At 47.5% G+C, this 16,473-nt stretch carries 19 protein-coding genes; 5 read left to right on the forward strand and 14 right to left on the reverse strand.

Annotation, left to right across the window (positions count from 1 at the left end):
* Positions 1–168 precede the first annotated feature (168 nt).
* Both MUN34_RS08770 and glpK read left to right on the forward strand, forming a co-directional pair.
* Positions 169–870, forward strand: coding sequence for an MIP/aquaporin family protein (locus MUN34_RS08770; RefSeq protein ID WP_026828737.1), 702 nt, complete (start codon positions 169–171; stop codon positions 868–870).
* A gap of 43 nt (positions 871–913) precedes the next feature.
* Positions 914–2,431, forward strand: coding sequence for a glycerol kinase GlpK (glpK, locus tag MUN34_RS08775; protein ID WP_026828738.1), 1,518 nt, complete (start codon positions 914–916; stop codon positions 2,429–2,431).
* Between the two features lie 105 nt (positions 2,432–2,536).
* On the opposite strand, the gene dhaM is transcribed toward glpK, so the two are convergent.
* Genes dhaM through dhaK form a run of 3 tightly spaced genes read right to left on the reverse strand, consistent with a single transcriptional unit; the run spans position 2,537 to position 4,486 of the window.
* The gene (gene dhaM / locus MUN34_RS08780) at positions 2,537–2,902 is read right to left on the reverse strand and encodes a dihydroxyacetone kinase phosphoryl donor subunit DhaM (protein WP_026828739.1); all 366 of its coding nucleotides are present in this window, start codon (positions 2,900–2,902) and stop codon (positions 2,537–2,539) included.
* A complete protein-coding gene (gene dhaL / locus MUN34_RS08785) occupies positions 2,899–3,498 on the reverse strand; it encodes a dihydroxyacetone kinase subunit DhaL (RefSeq protein ID WP_247857569.1) in 600 nt (199 codons plus the stop codon). Before dhaL ends, dhaM begins: the two co-directional genes overlap by 4 nt.
* Before the next feature lie 19 nt (positions 3,499–3,517).
* Complete coding sequence (gene dhaK, locus MUN34_RS08790) at positions 3,518–4,486, reverse strand: dihydroxyacetone kinase subunit DhaK (RefSeq protein WP_026828741.1); 969 nt, start codon at positions 4,484–4,486, stop codon at positions 3,518–3,520.
* 167 nt (positions 4,487–4,653) lie between these two features.
* Here dhaK and MUN34_RS08795 point away from each other — a divergent pair, with 167 nt between their 5' ends.
* Entirely contained in the window at positions 4,654–5,349 is a 696-nt protein-coding gene (locus MUN34_RS08795; RefSeq protein WP_247857570.1) for an AzlC family ABC transporter permease, read from the forward strand.
* Complete coding sequence (locus tag MUN34_RS08800) at positions 5,334–5,660, forward strand: AzlD domain-containing protein (protein WP_247857571.1); 327 nt, start codon at positions 5,334–5,336, stop codon at positions 5,658–5,660. Before MUN34_RS08795 ends, MUN34_RS08800 begins: the two co-directional genes overlap by 16 nt.
* Positions 5,661–5,760: 100 nt before the next feature.
* Here MUN34_RS08800 and MUN34_RS08805 read toward each other — a convergent pair whose 3' ends face one another.
* The 7 genes from MUN34_RS08805 to hflX form a co-directional block, all read right to left on the reverse strand.
* Positions 5,761–6,030 (reverse strand): GNAT family N-acetyltransferase, encoded by a 270-nt coding sequence (locus MUN34_RS08805; RefSeq protein WP_247857572.1) that lies wholly within the window; start codon positions 6,028–6,030, stop codon positions 5,761–5,763.
* On the reverse strand, positions 6,030–6,242 hold the full coding sequence (locus MUN34_RS08810; RefSeq protein ID WP_247857573.1) for a (4Fe-4S)-binding protein: 213 nt from the start codon (positions 6,240–6,242) through the stop codon (positions 6,030–6,032). The genes MUN34_RS08805 and MUN34_RS08810 overlap by 1 nt, the downstream gene beginning before the upstream one ends.
* Positions 6,243–6,364: 122 nt before the next feature.
* Positions 6,365–7,126 carry a DUF7225 domain-containing protein gene (locus tag MUN34_RS08815; protein ID WP_026828746.1) on the reverse strand — a complete coding sequence of 254 codons (762 nt, stop codon included), beginning with the start codon at positions 7,124–7,126 and terminating at the stop codon, positions 6,365–6,367.
* A 108-nt stretch (positions 7,127–7,234) separates the two neighbouring features.
* Positions 7,235–8,581: a type I glutamate--ammonia ligase gene (gene glnA / locus MUN34_RS08820; RefSeq protein WP_026828747.1), complete on the reverse strand. Its 1,347-nt coding sequence runs from the start codon at positions 8,579–8,581 to the stop codon at positions 7,235–7,237.
* A 45-nt stretch (positions 8,582–8,626) separates the two neighbouring features.
* On the reverse strand, positions 8,627–9,025 hold the full coding sequence (locus MUN34_RS08825; RefSeq protein ID WP_026828748.1) for a MerR family transcriptional regulator: 399 nt from the start codon (positions 9,023–9,025) through the stop codon (positions 8,627–8,629).
* 140 nt (positions 9,026–9,165) lie between these two features.
* Positions 9,166–10,443, reverse strand: a complete 1,278-nt coding sequence (locus MUN34_RS08830) for a methionine gamma-lyase family protein (RefSeq protein ID WP_247857574.1) — start codon at positions 10,441–10,443, stop codon at positions 9,166–9,168.
* 2 nt (positions 10,444–10,445) lie between these two features.
* The gene (gene hflX / locus MUN34_RS08835) at positions 10,446–11,687 is read right to left on the reverse strand and encodes a GTPase HflX (RefSeq protein ID WP_026828750.1); all 1,242 of its coding nucleotides are present in this window, start codon (positions 11,685–11,687) and stop codon (positions 10,446–10,448) included.
* Positions 11,688–11,823: 136 nt separating this feature from the next.
* Here hflX and MUN34_RS08840 point away from each other — a divergent pair, with 136 nt between their 5' ends.
* Positions 11,824–12,798, forward strand: coding sequence for a site-specific recombinase (locus tag MUN34_RS08840; RefSeq protein ID WP_247857575.1), 975 nt, complete (start codon positions 11,824–11,826; stop codon positions 12,796–12,798).
* A 63-nt stretch (positions 12,799–12,861) separates the two neighbouring features.
* Here MUN34_RS08840 and hfq read toward each other — a convergent pair whose 3' ends face one another.
* From hfq to MUN34_RS08860, 4 genes are all read right to left on the reverse strand, one after another.
* Complete coding sequence (hfq, locus tag MUN34_RS08845; protein WP_114596193.1) at positions 12,862–13,113, reverse strand: RNA chaperone Hfq; 252 nt, start codon at positions 13,111–13,113, stop codon at positions 12,862–12,864.
* A gap of 45 nt (positions 13,114–13,158) precedes the next feature.
* Positions 13,159–14,091, reverse strand: coding sequence for a tRNA (adenosine(37)-N6)-dimethylallyltransferase MiaA (miaA, locus tag MUN34_RS08850; protein ID WP_247857576.1), 933 nt, complete (start codon positions 14,089–14,091; stop codon positions 13,159–13,161).
* 461 nt (positions 14,092–14,552) lie between these two features.
* The gene (locus MUN34_RS08855) at positions 14,553–15,551 is read right to left on the reverse strand and encodes an ABC transporter permease (protein ID WP_147512469.1); all 999 of its coding nucleotides are present in this window, start codon (positions 15,549–15,551) and stop codon (positions 14,553–14,555) included.
* Entirely contained in the window at positions 15,544–16,464 is a 921-nt protein-coding gene (locus MUN34_RS08860; RefSeq protein ID WP_026828755.1) for an ABC transporter ATP-binding protein, read from the reverse strand. The genes MUN34_RS08855 and MUN34_RS08860 overlap by 8 nt, the downstream gene beginning before the upstream one ends.
* Positions 16,465–16,473 lie beyond the last annotated feature (9 nt).

The raw sequence follows: 16,473 nt of genomic DNA on the forward strand, positions 1-16,473 counted from the left end.
CAAAAATGAACAAAGGGTTTTTGTTATCCATTTTTCATTTTTTTAAACATAAATTAAGGAAAATTTAATTTGAAGATTTGAATTATTTGTATTGAAAACGTTATCAATTAGATGTAGGTTTAAATGGAAAGGCCAATATTTGCTTTAATCCAAAGGGAGGGTTTTTGCATGAGTAACTTTATTAGTGAGCTGATTGGAACAATGATTCTGATTTTGCTCGGGGATGGGGTCGTTGCAGGGGTTGTCTTGAAAAAGACGAAATCTGAGAACAGCGGCTGGATCGTCATCACATTTGCTTGGGGTCTCGCCGTCATGACTGCAGTTTATATTGCAGCCGCCAGTGGTGCCCACCTTAATCCAGCGGTCACATTGTCGCTAGCGTTAAACTCTGATTTACCATGGGCAGATGTACCTGTCTACATCGCCGCTCAATTAATCGGAGCCTTTATCGGTGCGGTACTCGTTTGGCTTCATTACATGAAACATTTTGAAGCGACAGATGACCAAGCTGCAAAATTAGGTGTCTTTGCAACAGGACCAGCTATCCGCCATACCGGTTCAAACCTTGTTTCTGAAATCATCGGGACATTCGTCTTGGTCTTCGGAATCCTAGCATTTGGTGCCAACTCATTCGCTGACGGTCTAAACCCGTTAATCGTTGGTCTTCTTGTTGTCGTCATCGGTCTCTCGCTTGGTGGTACAACAGGGTATGCCATCAATCCGGCCCGTGACCTTGGACCGCGGATTGCCCATGCCATTTTACCAATCCCGGGAAAAGGTTCGTCAGATTGGGGTTATTCTTGGATCCCAGTCGTCGGTCCATTCATCGGTGGTGCGATTGCCGTTTTCCTTCATCAAATGCTGTTTTAATTGACGAAAAGACTTCAACTCACACTTCAAGGGGGACTTTACAATGGAAAACAAGTATATCTTAGCACTCGATCAAGGAACGACAAGTTCACGTGCCATTATCTTTGATCATGACGGTCAAATCGTGAACTCGGCACAACGGGAATTCAAACAATACTTCCCGCAACCAGGCTGGGTCGAGCATGATGCCAATGAAATTTGGGGATCGATCCTCGCTGTCATGGCAGATGCTCTCGGAACGGCTGATATCAAACCGAGCCAAATCGCAAGTATCGGAATTACGAACCAGCGTGAGACGACGGTCGTCTGGAACAAAGAAACAGGTAAACCGGTCTATCACGCGCTTGTCTGGCAATCGCGTCAAACATCTGGTATCTGTGATGAGCTGAATGCACAAGGTCTAAATCAAACATTCCGCGATAAAACAGGTCTCCTGATTGACGCCTACTTCTCAGGTACAAAAGTGAAGTGGATTTTAGATAACGTGGAAGGTGCACGTGAACAAGCCGAAAACGGTGAACTTCTCTTCGGAACCATCGACACATGGCTCGTCTGGAAGTTGTCTGGCGGCAAAACGCATATCACAGATTATACAAACGCTTCCCGGACATTGATGTACAACATTTACGAACAAAAATGGGATGATGAGTTGCTTGAAATCCTGACAGTTCCAAAATCCATGTTACCGGAAGTCCGTCAATCGAGTGAAGTCTATGACAACACTGTTCCGTATCACTTCTTCGGTTTTGAAGTTCCGATTGCCGGAATCGCCGGTGACCAGCAAGCAGCCCTCTTCGGTCAAACATGCTTCGAACCTGGTGAAGGAAAGAACACATACGGTACCGGTTGCTTCATGCTGATGAATACTGGTGAAAAAGCTGTTTCATCTAACCACGGTCTGTTGACGACAATCGCCTGGGGTGTCGACGGAAAAGTCGAATATGCGCTTGAAGGATCAATCTTTGTGGCCGGTTCTGCGATTCAGTGGTTACGCGACGGTTTACGGATGTTGAAAAATGCGAAAGACTCAGAAGGCTATGCCTTAAAAGTCGATTCGACAGAAGGCGTTTACGTCGTTCCTGCATTCGTCGGACTCGGTGCTCCTTACTGGGATAGCGACGTTCGTGGAGCCATCTTCGGTTTAACACGCGGAACGGACAAAGAACATTTCGTTCGCGCGACTCTCGAATCACTTGCTTATCAAACACGTGATGTCTTGACTGCAATGGAAAAAGATTCAGGAATCGAACTGAAAACGTTGCGCGTTGATGGTGGTGCGGTTTCAAACGATTTCTTGATGCAGTTCCAGTCAGACATCCTGGGCGTACCAGTCGATCGTCCAGAAATCAATGAAACAACTGCCCTCGGTGCTGCTTACCTTGCCGGTCTCGCAGTCGGTTACTGGAAAGATAAAGCAGAAATCAAAAAGCAATGGAAACTCAACCGTCAGTTCAAACCAGAGATGAAAGAAGACGATCGCGAACAGCGTTATGCTGGATGGCAAAAAGCGGTTGAAGCGACAATGGCATTTAAACCGAACAAAAAAGAAGTCAACGCCTGATTTCTTGACTGGTGTTCCCTCGCGGAATACCAGTTTTTTTGTTTTCACTAAAAAAACAGGCCCGCTTCCTGTACGGAAACGAACCTGTTAGTCAGACTATGTGCCTTAAGAAAATTCTGCCTTGACGCCGGATACAATATCATCCAGCGATTTTGATTGACCACTTAAGACTGCCGCTAAAAAAGCGCCCTCTACCAGTGGTGCTTCGACGAACTGAACATTCCGGTCCCCACTGTATAGTTCTAAGGCCAGTTCCGCATTCATCGTCGCCGATCCGATGTCGGTCAAAATCAAACCGTCATCCGTCAATTCATTCATCGTCTCTTCAATTCGAGATGCGTCGGTACCGATACTACCATCTGCAAGACCAGCTGCGAGTAACACCGGTGTATCTGGAGCCATCTCAGCCAATAGTTCTTTCAGTCCGGCTGCCAACTTCTCACTGTGGGATACTAAAATCAAATTAATCATGACATTTCCTCCGTAATGGCTCGAAGTAAAAGTGAACTCGATAAGGCACCTGGATCCTGAACATCTTTCGTCGCATCCCCGAAGTAAGAGGCCCGTCCTTTTGTCGCCACCCGTTCTTTTGTATCCGCCAATGCCTGATCCAGTGCTTGATTCAAATCACTCTCTTGTTCGAGCGCTTCGTAAAACGGTGTCCATACATCGACCATCGTTTTTTGTCCAAACTCTGACTTCCCGCGCATTTTGATGCCATCTGTCGCTTCTTTAAAAGCAGCTGCCAGTTCTGCACCCTCGACTTCTGTTTTTCCTTTAAACGCTCCGGCAAATTTAACGAACGCCGTACCGTAAAGCGGACCGGACGCCCCCCCAACGGTTTTAATCAACGTCATTCCGACTTGTTTTGATAAGACACCAAGATCTTCATATTCCTCTTGTGCTTCGAGTTCTTTTTGAACGGCTTGGAAGCCACGTGACATATTGATGCCGTGGTCCCCGTCACCAATTTCCCGGTCAAGATCTGTCAATTCATCTTTATGTTGTTCCAGCTCGGCAGCTGCTTTAAGCAATGCTTCACGGAATGCTGCAGTTGATAACTTCATCTGTGTGCACCTCTTTTAGTTAGAATCCGATCGCGTTCGTTTTTGCATCCAGGTAGCCGACCAGCTCATCGTCCACCGGAAGCAAGGTGATCGAGAAACCATGCATTTCAAGCGATGTCATATAATTGCCGACGAATGGTCGGACGATGTCATACCCTTTTGCCTGCAGTTGCTCCGCAACATACTTGTACGTGATGTACAATTCCGATTCAGGCGTTCCACCCATTCCGTTGACCATGACAGCTACTTTTTTATCAGTCACTTCCGCCGTCAGTCGATCGAGTAATTCCGTCACGATTGCTTCGACGGAGGCAATCGGTTTACGTTCCAGTCCTTTTTCACCATGAATCCCGATCCCGATTTCCATCTCATCCTCGTGGAGATCAAAGCCAGGTTTGCCGCTTTCCGGCATATAACATGGGGATAATGCCATTCCGATTGACCGGACACCAGCAATGACTTTTTCAGCGACTGCTTTGACTTCCGCTAATGATTTTCCTTCCGCTGCCGCAGCTCCGGCAATCTTGTGGACAAAAATCGTCCCGGCGACGCCTCGGCGGTCCTCTTCTTTTTTGATGGCAATATCATCCCGGACGATGACCGTCTCGACTTCAATGTCTTCCAGTTCCGCCAGTTCTTTCGCCATATCGAAGTTCATGACGTCACCGGAATAATTTTTGACGACGAGCAGAACTCCTTTCCCTCCGTCAGCTGCTTTGATTCCTTCAAGAACCATATCCGGTGTCGGTGAAGTGAAGACTTCGCCGCAAACGGCTGCTGCCAGCATCCCGTCCCCGATAAATCCGGCATGGGCCGGTTCGTGACCACTTCCGCCACCGGATACAAGTGCTACTTTTCCGTTAAGCGGTTCTTTTCGTTTGATGACATTGACTCCGTCGACTTTTGCATAAAGATCGGGATGTGCTAAAACGAGACCATCGACCATATCCGAGACAAACCGATTCGCATCTTGCATTAATTTATCCATCTTGAACGCTCCTTCGTCTAACGAATTTTTGCCGTACCACTTACTCTTTACCACCAATCGGGGCGACTTATGTCAAGGAAACATATGAAAATATTGACCACTTCGTTTCCAATCGGTTTTCGGAATGCTATGCTGATAACACACTAGATTGAGAGGAGTCCTGCCATATGACCAGCTCGTTTCAAGCAGGTGTCAAAGCCTGTCTTCCGACTGTCCTCGGTTATCTCGGTATCGGATTTTCCGCCGGTATCGTCGGACGCGCCGCCGGACTCAGTCCGCTTGAAATCGGATTGATGTCTATCCTGATTTATGCCGGAGCAGCCCAGTTCATCATTACCAGCCTCCTGCTGTTAAACAGTCCATTCTCTGCCATCATCATAACGACGTTCATCGTCAACTCCCGTCATTTATTGATGAGCATGACGCTCGCACCGCGTGTTACAAGCCGGCATCTCCTCGACCGGTTCGGGATCGGTGCTCTCTTGACGGATGAATCGTTTGCTGTCGCCATGAATACTTCCTTAAAACAACAGATCGATGCTAAATTCATGCACGGGTTGAATCTGACCGCCTACTTCAGTTGGATTGCTTCGACCGTCCTCGGTGCACTCGTCGGCAGTTGGTTTCCGGATCCGGAACGGTTCGGACTGGACTTTGCTTTGACGGCGATGTTTATCGGCTTGTTGTACTTGCAGCTTGAAAGTGAACGGTCACGTGTTGCCTTGAACGGAATTTTACTGGTACTCGTTTTCTTGTTGTTGTACATATCGATGCGCTACCTCTCACCGGAACTCGCTGTTTTGTTTGCGACGATGGTAGCCGCCAGCATAGGAGTAGTGATCTCACGATGGAAATCCGCTTAGAGCTTTTAATCCTGTTCGCCGCCTGTGGTCTTGTCACATTGATTCCACGGATTTTGCCGTTTTTGCTGATGCATGGATTGACGTTGCCCCGTCTGTTGACCGAGTGGTTGTCGTTCATCCCGATTTGCCTGCTCAGTGCTTTGTTTTTTCAGAACCTGCTGCTTGCTCAAAGCGATGATTATCCCACGCTGTCTTCTCTCCACCTCGCAGCATCGGTACCGACAGTCCTTGTCGCACTGATCAGCAAAAGTCTTTCCTTCACGGTCATCACCGGCGTCCTGTCGATGGCGCTGATCCGCTTTTTCCTGTAGGAGTAGACGCGAACGATACTTTTTAAACAAGACGAGGGCAGTGGATGAAACCCCACTGCCCTCATCTTTCTATAATTGAACATTCGTATCGATTTCCTTATTAAGCCGATACATCTGCATAATCTGGTGTCTGCTCAAACTCCTTTTTCGCAAATGGACAAAGCGGCAACAGCTTGATGTTTTCTTCACGTGCCCACTCGACAATCGCTTTGACCAGTTGTTCACCGATCTGTTGGTTCCGATGATTCGGATCGACATACGTATGATCAATGATCCACTTACCGCCTTTCGTATCACTGTACGTGATTTCCCCAACCACTTGATTGTCTTGATACGCTTCAATCTTTTGATCCGCTCGTTTAAATTCCATCAGGCTTCCCTCCGTTCATAAGATAAGGCACCGCTCGGACAACCATCGACGACCCGCATGACGTCTTCGACCGGCGCCCCGCCTGCTTCAATCCATGGACGTTTTTTGACATCAAAGACGGTCGGTAAACTCTTCACACAATGACCGGAATGCACGCAGACATCGGCATCAAAATAAACCGTGATGTCTTTTCCTTCATATGCCTTTTTCATTTGAAACGCCTCCTTACAAAGTAGATTAAGAGTGTCGTCTTGCTGTTTTATATCATATATACATACCCCTTTTTTAAGATGATTTGTACTTTCCTATACTTAAAATCTAAAGCTTTATTCAGTCATACGAGTTGCTCTTGTTTTAAAGAAGATAAATCAACTTCTAACCGCTGTTTGTAAATCCGCCCCTTAGGTAGTTGATCTTTTGGTGCATAAAATAATAAGCGAAATTCATTATTTAGAAACTGGACTATGAAGATATCATCAAATTGATCTAAAGTTCTTATATTCAATGAAATGAAACCAGATTTTTGAGCCGTTGTTTTTACACTAATCCTTCTTCCATTACTAATTACATCAAAACCGTGTTGGTTGGTCACATGAGCTAATTTCCCTTTCGTATGTATAGCACAAAAAAACTCTCCCAATCGACCTATTAAATGACGCAACTCTGTGGCTTTACAACCAAGAACGTTCATTTCAAATTTCAAAATATCCATATACTCTTCAAATAGTTGGGTTATGTAATTACCTTTAAGAAATTCCTGATTTTCTAATAATTCATTTATAGACAGTTGCTTTTTTCCGTCTGTCCATATCCCTACTACTTGATCATCGGGAGAATTTCGTGTTCGCGCATAAATTAATCCGTTATAATCAGCATTTTCGCCAATATATTTATACATTCCATAATTTAGATAAACAAATAAATGCTTATTAAAAGAAATTCCACGGTTTGAACGATTGTAACAATAGTCTGAAAGTATCACACTATCTTTATTTGTTCCATATTTGCGAAACAAGGCTTCTTTCATTTCACTCGGAGTTACAACTTCTTCTTTTTTATGTTTTAACATCTCTTTAAGCTGTTCATAAATAGAAATACGCTTAGTCATTGCAATCCCTCCCTAAAAAAATAAGGCTAAGAAAAGCAATACAAAAGCGTATTGACTATTCTTAGCCTGTTTTTCATTCATTTTTCATCATTTAGATTAGAACAAGACCATATACTGATCGCGTTCCCATTCCGTGACTTGCGTACGGAACATATCCCATTCGATTTCTTTCAACTCAACGAAGTGCTCTGCGATATGTTCGCCAAGTGCGTGCATGACGACATCATCCGCTTTTAAGACTTCGAGGGCATGGCTGAGTGTTGACGGAAGATCGTCAATGCCGTTTGCCACACGTTCCGGTTTGTCCATCACGTAGATGTTACGGTCGATTGGAGCCGGTGCTGTCAAGTTGTTCTTGATTCCGTCAAGACCTGAAGCGAGCAATGTCGCAAGTGCCAAGTACGGGTTGGCTGCCGGGTCGACTGAACGGACTTCAATCCGTGTCGAGAGACCACGTGCTGCCGGTACACGGACGAGTGGTGAACGGTTACGGGCTGACCATGCCACGTAGCAAGGTGCTTCATAACCTGGAACAAGTCGTTTGTACGAGTTGACTGTCGGGTTACAGACTGCTGTGAAGGCACGTGCGTGCTTCAAGATACCAGCCGTGAACGCACGAGCATCGTCAGACAGTTGCATGTTGCTGTTTCCTTCATCGAAGAAGACATTTTCGTTGCCTTTAAAGAGGGACATGTTGGCATGCATTCCTGAACCGTTAACACCGTAAAGTGGTTTTGGCATGAATGTCGCGTGTAAGTTATGTTTCGCTGCAATTGTCTTAACAACGAGTTTGAACGTCTGGATGTTATCCGCTGTCGTGATCGCATCCGCATATTTGAAGTCGATTTCGTGTTGTCCTGGTGCGACTTCATGGTGAGATGCTTCGATTTCAAAGCCCATGTTTTCAAGCTCGATGACGATTTCCTTACGGCAGTTTTCACCGAGATCGACTGGTGCTAAGTCGAAGTAACCACCTTGGTCATTGAGTTCAAGTGTCGGACGACCGTTTGCATCCTTCTTGAACAAGAAGAATTCAGGCTCAGGACCGACGTTGAATGAAGTGAACCCAAGCTCTTCCATTTCTTTAAGTACCCGTTTGAGTTGACCACGCGGATCTCCGGCAAACGGTGTGCCATCTGGATTGTAGATGTCACAGATGAGACGTGCGACTTTACCCGTTCCGTCTTCTGTCCATGGGAAGACCACCCATGTGTTGAGGTCTGGGAAGAGATACATATCTGATTCTTCAATTCGGACGAATCCTTCGATTGATGAACCATCGAACATCATTTTGTTATCAAGTGCTTTTTCCAATTGGCTGACTGGAATTTCAACGTTCTTGATTGTACCGAGGATATCTGTGAACTGTAAACGAATAAAACGTACATCCTCAGCTTTAGCGATTTTCATAATGTCTTCTCGTGTAATGTTGCGACGTGTCATGTGACAAATCCCCTCTCCGGCTCTTTTTTATATGGTAACAGGTGCTTACTTGAAAAATCGTCCGAGCTCACCTTGAATGAGTGACGTTTTTCCATGCCGCCCTGCTTCCTGCAATTCATTTTTCAGGAGTTTATACAATTCGCCATCAGATAATTCCGGACGGGTCGTAACGACCTTCTCCGCAACTCGTTCCCGTTTGACAAGATCATTGTCAAAAATCATTTTGATCCCTGCGATATTCAGTCCCTGGTCCAGATATTCCTTGATCGTCAACAAGCGATCGACATCGTTGAACGAATAGAGGCGACGTTTCGTCTCTGTCCGCTCCGGCTTGATCAATCCTTGTTCTTCGTAATATCGGATTTGTCGGGCAGATAACGCGGTCAACTCTTGAACGACTCCGATGGGGAATAGTGGCTTGGACTGTCGTGATAAGTCTGCCATTTCGTTCCTCCTTTTTCCTTACCTCATGAGAATAAACCTCTGTGAGGCAAGTTGTCAAGAGATGTAAGGAAAGTTAACACGACTTTCTTACAAGTCAGACGTCCTGCGTAACAGAGGTCTTTTCACATCAAGCTATTTTTTTAAACCTGTTGCGGCTGAATCAATTGTTGATCCATCAGTTGATTGACGGCCGAGACAATCGCAATTTTGACGTGACTGTAAGTTAGTCCGCCTTGGACATATGCCGTATATGGCGCCCGAATCGGACCATCTGCCGATAATTCGATCGATGACCCTTGAATAAACGTTCCGGCAGCCATGATGACATCGTCCGCATAACCCGGCATATAGTCCGGAATCGGCAATGCTTGCGCATTGACTGGAGACGCCGCTTGGATTGCCTGACAAAAGGCAATCATCGGTTCCGGGGCATGGAAAGACACCGACTGGATTAAATCCGTCCGTTCCGCTGCATAATGCGGTGCCGTATCGAATCCGAACTGTTCCATCATGCTCGATGTGAACATCGCCCCCATCAGCGCCTGGCTGACCGTATGCGGAGCCATGAAGAACCCTTGATACATGTCCTGCAGCGAATACAGTGACGGACCGGCCTCGGCCCCGATTCCCGGTGTCGTCATCCGGAACGACGCGCGTTCAATCAAATCACGGCGTCCGACGAGATAGCCGCCCGTCTTCGCGAGACCGCCACCCGGATTTTTGATCAGTGAACCCGCCATCAAATCGGCACCAACATGGGTCGGTTCGATCGGTTCGACAAATTCACCGTAACAGTTGTCGACGAAAACAATCACGTGCGGATATTGCGCTTTGATTGCTTCAATTGCTTGACCGATTTCCGCGACCGGTAAACTCCGGCGCGTCGCATACCCTTTGGAACGCTGAATCCCGATGACTTTCGTTTTGTCCGTGATCCGGTCGAGAACCGCCTCAAGATCAATCGTCTCTGCCTGTTTCATCTCGACGACGTCATACGTGACACCGAGTTCTTTTAACGAGCCGCGGCCGTCACCGCGGATGCCGACGATTTCTTCTAACGTATCGTACGGTTTACCGGTGATATACAGCAGTTCATCCCCCGGCAGCAACAAACCGAACAAGGCGATGCCGATTGCGTGAGTCCCGCTGATGATTTGTGCCCGGCACAGTCCGGCTTCCGCTCCGAATACCGATGCATAAATCCGTTCAAGGTTATCGCGTCCTTCGTCGTTGTAGCCGTAACCGGTCGACGGCATGAAGTGAAAATCACTCACTTTATGTTCCCGGAAGGCATTCAGGACACGGAACTGGTTCTGTTCCGCGACTTGTTGTGCCTTGCGAATGCCTGGTGCGATTTTTTCTTCCGCCCGCTCGACGAACGGACGAATTGTTTCATAATGCGTTAACTCTGTAAACATGCTTACACCTCGTATTGTTTCAATGTCGAGTACAGACGTGTATCTTTGCGCAAATAGCCTTTTAAGGTCACGGATCCGTCCTCTTCATATTGTTCTGTTAAATTCATCATGACTTCTTTTGCCGGATTGTAATGGGCAAACGCGTTGACCGGAATCCGGATTTCGAGATATTCGAGAATCTCACTGATCGCTTTTTCGATTTCAACGGTCAGGCGTTCGATATCCGCCGGATCGAGTGCCGAAATCAACAATTTCCCACCTGTGAACAAGTCCGTCAGTTGATCTTTTTTATTGAAGACTTCGAGTTGCGGGATATCCCCGGCTCCAAGTTCATCGAGTACATCATTTGTTGTCTGCATCTGATTGAGATAATGTTCGCTTGACGCATCGATGACATGAATGATCAAGTCCGCCTCAAGCACTTCTTCGAGTGTCGAGCGGAACGCGGCAATCAGTTTCGTCGGCAAATCCTGAATGAATCCGACGGTATCGGTCAAGAGAATCTGCCCGCCTTCCGGCAAGTCGAACTGACGTGTCAACGGATCGAGTGTCGCGAACAATTCATTTTTCTCGTATGTGTCGGCATTGGTCAACCGGTTGAAGATCGTTGACTTCCCGGCATTCGTATAACCGACGAGCGCGATTTGGAACGTCTGGTTTTCTTTCCGGCGTTCGCGGTAGCGGGCACGGTGGGCAACCGATGTTTCGAGCTGTTTCTTGATTTCGTCGACACGACGACGGATGTGCCGGCGGTCGGTCTCAAGTTTTGATTCTCCGGGACCACGTGTCCCGATTCCACCGCCGAGCCGAGACAACTGCGTCCCTTGTCCGCTCAAGCGCGGCAGCAGGTAACTCATCTGGGCGAGTTCGACTTGGAGCTTCCCTTCCCGCGACTGGGCACGGCCGGCGAAGATATCGAGAATCAACTGGGTCCGGTCAATCAATTTGATTGATTCCGGATCTTCGAGGGCAATCCGGATGTTTTTCATCTGTCCCGGTGTGACTTCGGCATTAAAAATAATCAAATCCGGTTCAAGTTCCTGTGCCAACGCAACAAGTTCCTCGACCTTCCCTTTTCCAATAAACGTGCGGCGGTCGATCGATTGACGCTTTTGATCGAGTCGTCCTACCACGACGGCGTGCGCAGTCGTAACGAGTGCTTCGAGCTCCGCGACCGATTCTTCATAAATATGATCCGGCACACCGGGGAGCTGACAACCGACGACGATGACGCGTTCTGACATATAATCATTCCTTTCAAAATAACAAACCTTCTGCGTTCCTAATCATACCACATGGACCTGTCGTCTGAACATTTTTGGACAGGAAACATCCGTTCGGTTTATGATAGAGAAAAGCATCTTATACAGGAGGTCTGTTATGGCACGCGAACGGCTTGACTATACCTTGCCGGAATTCATCGAACGGTATCTGTTTTTCCTCAGCGCGAGCGGCAGGCAGGACTCGACGATCCGGCGTTACCGCTATGATTTGATTGAAATCCACCGTTATATGACGGAAGTCGATCAGCCCCTCGAAACGATCGACGACTTCAAGGCGATTCCGCTCGAGACGTGGAAAACGTTCATCAATGACTATCTGATTGAAGAAAAGTTGTATCAACAGGCAACGGTCGCCAGGATTGTCACCGTCCTCAATCAGCTGAACTACCAGATTCGTCAGACAAAATCGAAGCTGATCGAATATGCCCAGCCAACACATGAGCTGACACCGCACCATGTCGCGTCACTAGCCGAATACGAGCAACTGATCCGGACGAACCGTTCCGACCGGGGCTTGACGGACCATCAACTCGTCGCACGGCCGTATTTGATTGACCGGAACGAACTGATTTTACGGCTCTTTTACCGTTACGGTCTTCGCGTCCATCACATCATCGGTCTGAAGATGCAGGACTTGAATTTTGCACAGCGGGAGATGACCGTTCATGACCGGCTTGGTAATGCCTACCTGTTGAATCTCGAACGTGACGATCAGGATTTAATGCTCACCTATTTAAAGACGATTCCGGAACCGGTCCGTCCCCGGTATCACTCAACCGATCCGTTTTTCGTCGCCTTTGACTTCTCGCGGATGACGTTCCGCTGGGTCTACAGTAAAAATGCCCCGAAACAATTGTCGATCGTCATGATTACGAAGATGATGCGCCAGTTAAACGAACGGTCCGATAACAAACGGATTATCACGCCGTCGATGTTGCGGAACAGTTTCATTCTCGGAACGTATCTCGAAGAGTTAACGAAAGAGGAACGGTTGACGAAGACTTGTCTCTATAAAGAAGTTTCGCTCCGGCGTTATGCGGAAGCGGTCGACGGGCTGAAGGATTTGTTGTAACAAAAAAAGGAACAACGCCGTAGCATTGTCCCATCGAGTAGGCGGCCCCCCGGCCGTCTTTTTTTAACGTGTGACTTCTTCCGTTTCCGCCTCTTGTTCATACAACGTCACATTCCGTGCCGGTGCGAATGTCGAGATGGCATGCTTGTAAATCAATTGTTGTTTGCCTTCTGATTCCAAAATGACGGTGAAATTATCAAACGACTTGATCAATCCCCGTAACTGATACCCGCTGATTAAAAATACTGTTGTCGGAACTGAATCTTTACGCAATTGATTTAAGAAATAGTCTTGAATGTTGTACGTTGCCTTCATAAGCCCCCGTGCCCCCTCTATTTTTATCTGTTTTTTTACGTCAGGCTACTCCGATTTAACCGCTTTCAGAAACCCTACTGTTCTATCATAGATAATTTTGAAGTTTTCTTCAAATGAAAGCCTTCCCATTTCAATCCAATTTCCGTCAAATTGATGGCGAAACCAGGTCAATTGCCGTTTTGCGAAGCGGCGGGTGTTGCGCTTTAACGCGTCGACAGCCGGCTCAATCGGCGCGCCATCCAACACCGGCATGATTTCCTTGTAGCCGATCGCCTGCATCGCTTTCGTTTCCTTATAACCGGCTGCGACCAGTTGCTCGACTTCCGTCAGCAGTCCTTGCTCGAGCATCAGGTCGACACGCTGGTCGATCCGGGCATACAATTGGTCCCGGTCCTCCATATGTAAGACGAACAACAGACTGTCGTACAAACTTGGTTCACTGCCCGAGACTTGCGTTTGTCCGCTCATCGCGACTTCAATCGCCCGGACGACCCGTTGGACATTGTTTGGATGAATCGCATCCGCCCGGGTTGCATCAAGCTGCCGCAAACGATCATGGAGGGCTTGTGCGCCCTCATCTTTGGCAAACTGTTCTAACTCCTGCCGTAATGCCTTATCTTCCGCCTGGACGGTAAATTGATAATCATACAAAATCGCCCGGATATAAAGCCCTGTCCCGCCGACGATAATCGGTAACTTACCTTTCGCCGCAATTTCATCGATTGCCGTACGGGCTAACGTCTGGAAACGGGCAACACTCATCTCGTCATCCGGATTAACCAGATCAAGCAGATGATGCGGAATCCCTTCCATTTCTTCATGCGTCACCTTCGCTGATCCGATGTCCATCTGTTTGTAGACTTGAACGGAGTCACCCGAAATGATTTCGCCGTTTAATTTTTTTGCTAATTCAATCCCTGTCTTCGTTTTTCCGACGGCGGTCGGCCCAACGATGACAATGACGGGCTGTTTACTCATGACATCACCATTCCTAGCTTATACGTGTTTGTAGTCAGTGTATCATATCTGCCTCCAGCTCAGACACGACAAAAAAACCGCCACCTTTATGAAAGGAGACGGTTCAATGAGTTCTGTTAGACACGGCGGATAAAGTCGTCATAGACCGCGCTAAATACACACCACCCACAAATGACTAAGCCTGTCAGCATAATTCCCCAATCAGCCATGTTTGGCACCTCCTCTGTCGTCTTTACATACCTTTTGACAAATCCAGGCGTTCGTAAACCCTTTCAAGCAGGTTTGACACCAATTACTGGAATCGCTATGATAAAAGTACGATTGTTGCGTAGCGCAGAAGCTGACCTGCATCGGCTTCTTTTAAGAGGGATTCCCCTCTTGATTCCACGCAGATGCCCGACATCTGCAAAAAGTCCCTTTTCCATTACGGAGAAGGGACTTTTTTTTCGTTTAGACTGAAATCAGTACATATCTTTTTGCGTGAAGTTCCAGAACGCCACAATCAATGCGCCAATTGTCCAACAGAGTAAGACAGCGAGCGAAAACGGTAACGTCATCCCTTCAATCGGCGGTGCTTGTCCATCCAGGTAGTTGATTAAGCCAAAGTTCACGTTGACGAGATATTTCGAACTCGTCCAACTTGAACCAAGTGTCGTCAACAATGTGCCGGAAATCAAGACGGCCATCATGATTCCGATACCGGTTGCCGTGTTTTTGACGAGCACGGATACCATCAAGGCAATCGTCGCGACGACCGCAGTGACGATCCAGGCGAGACCAATCGCCATCAACAGATATTCCCACATCGGAATCGTATGCACGAATTCGGTCGAGAACGTTCCGCTCGGTGAGGCTTGGAATCCGGTCAGTATCGGTGCGGTCCACCCGTCATATCCAAGGACGATTCCGGAAATCGCATAACAAACAGCGGCGGTCAGGGCCATCAGCATCGACGTATACAACAACGTTGTCAGCCATTTCGCCATCAAAATTTTCCAGCGGCGGACGGGACGGGACAGTAAGGTCTTGATCGTTCCGTCATTTTGTTCCCCGCTGACGATATCCGCCATGATGACGATGATGAAGAGCGGGAGAATCAGCGTCAATCCTTGAGAGAAGAATATCCGGATGAAGGTTGGTGCCCCCGGATAATTCGGATTGATGTCATTATCGAGATAGTATTGATTTTGTTTTAAGTCAAACTCTAGAAACTGACGAAACTCGTCTTGAATGCTGCTTGAGGCCAAACGGTTTTGCGTATCGACGATATCTTGTTGCAATTCGACACGCCAGTCGAGTGTACCTTGCTTCTTGATTTGCTCTTGAATGTCCCGATACTGGGCATACGTAAACATCGAGACGAGGACAACTAAGATGATGGCGACGACGGCAAACCGTTTTTTCGAGGCAATCTTCATGACTTCGTTTCGGATCAGTCCGAGCATGTTCGGATTACGCAATATGATCTCCTCCTGTCAATGTGATGAAGAGATCTTCGAGCGTCTGGACTTTCCGTTCGATCGTCCACACTTCGACGCCCGCTTCAAACAATTGTTTGTTGAGCGTTGGTGTCTTGCTGGCGTCCATTAACGTATGGACGGTATTCGCGTCGACGATTTCCGAGACTTGGACGTCAGGAGACGCCGACAGGATTTCGTTCGCCTTGAAGGCATCATCGACACGCCAGTCAACACCCGGTGCAAGTGACTCGACCAGTTCCTTGACCGTTCCGACCTGGACGATTTTCCCGTAACTCATGATGGCGACACGATCCGCCAGCATCTCGATTTCCGCCAGGATATGACTTGAGACAAGGACTGATAAGCCCGTTTCATCAACCAGCTTCCGGATGAATTGGCGTAAATCACGAATCCCCATTGGATCGAGTCCGTTCGTCGGTTCATCAAGAATCAAGACATCCGGACGGCCAAGCAAGGCTTGGGCAATCCCGAGACGCTGACGCATACCGAGCGAATACGTCCGGACTTGATCGTCGACCCGTGCTGTCAAATCGACCAAATCGATGACTTCCTGAATCCGGGCTTCATCGACGTTTGGTAACATCCGTGAAAAGACTTGCAGATTTTCGCGCCCCGTTAAATATTTATAGAGCTCCGGGTTTTCAACAATCGAACCGATTCGTTGCATCGCTTGCACAAATTGTTTGCGCACATCAAAGTCGCAGACGGTGATTTTACCGGATGTCGGTTTGATTAAACCAACAAGCATCCGGATCGTCGTCGTCTTTCCGGCACCGTTGGGTCCGAGGAATCCGAATACTTCACCGGGGAAGATTTCAAATGAAATATTATCGATGATTGTTTTCTTTCCAATGACTTTTGTGACTGATTCTAATTTTACAGTTGGTTTCACGTCTCTCAC

Source organism: Exiguobacterium sp. 17-1, from assembly GCF_023096305.1.
GTDB lineage: Bacteria > Bacillota > Bacilli > Exiguobacteriales > Exiguobacteriaceae > Exiguobacterium_A > Exiguobacterium_A sibiricum_A.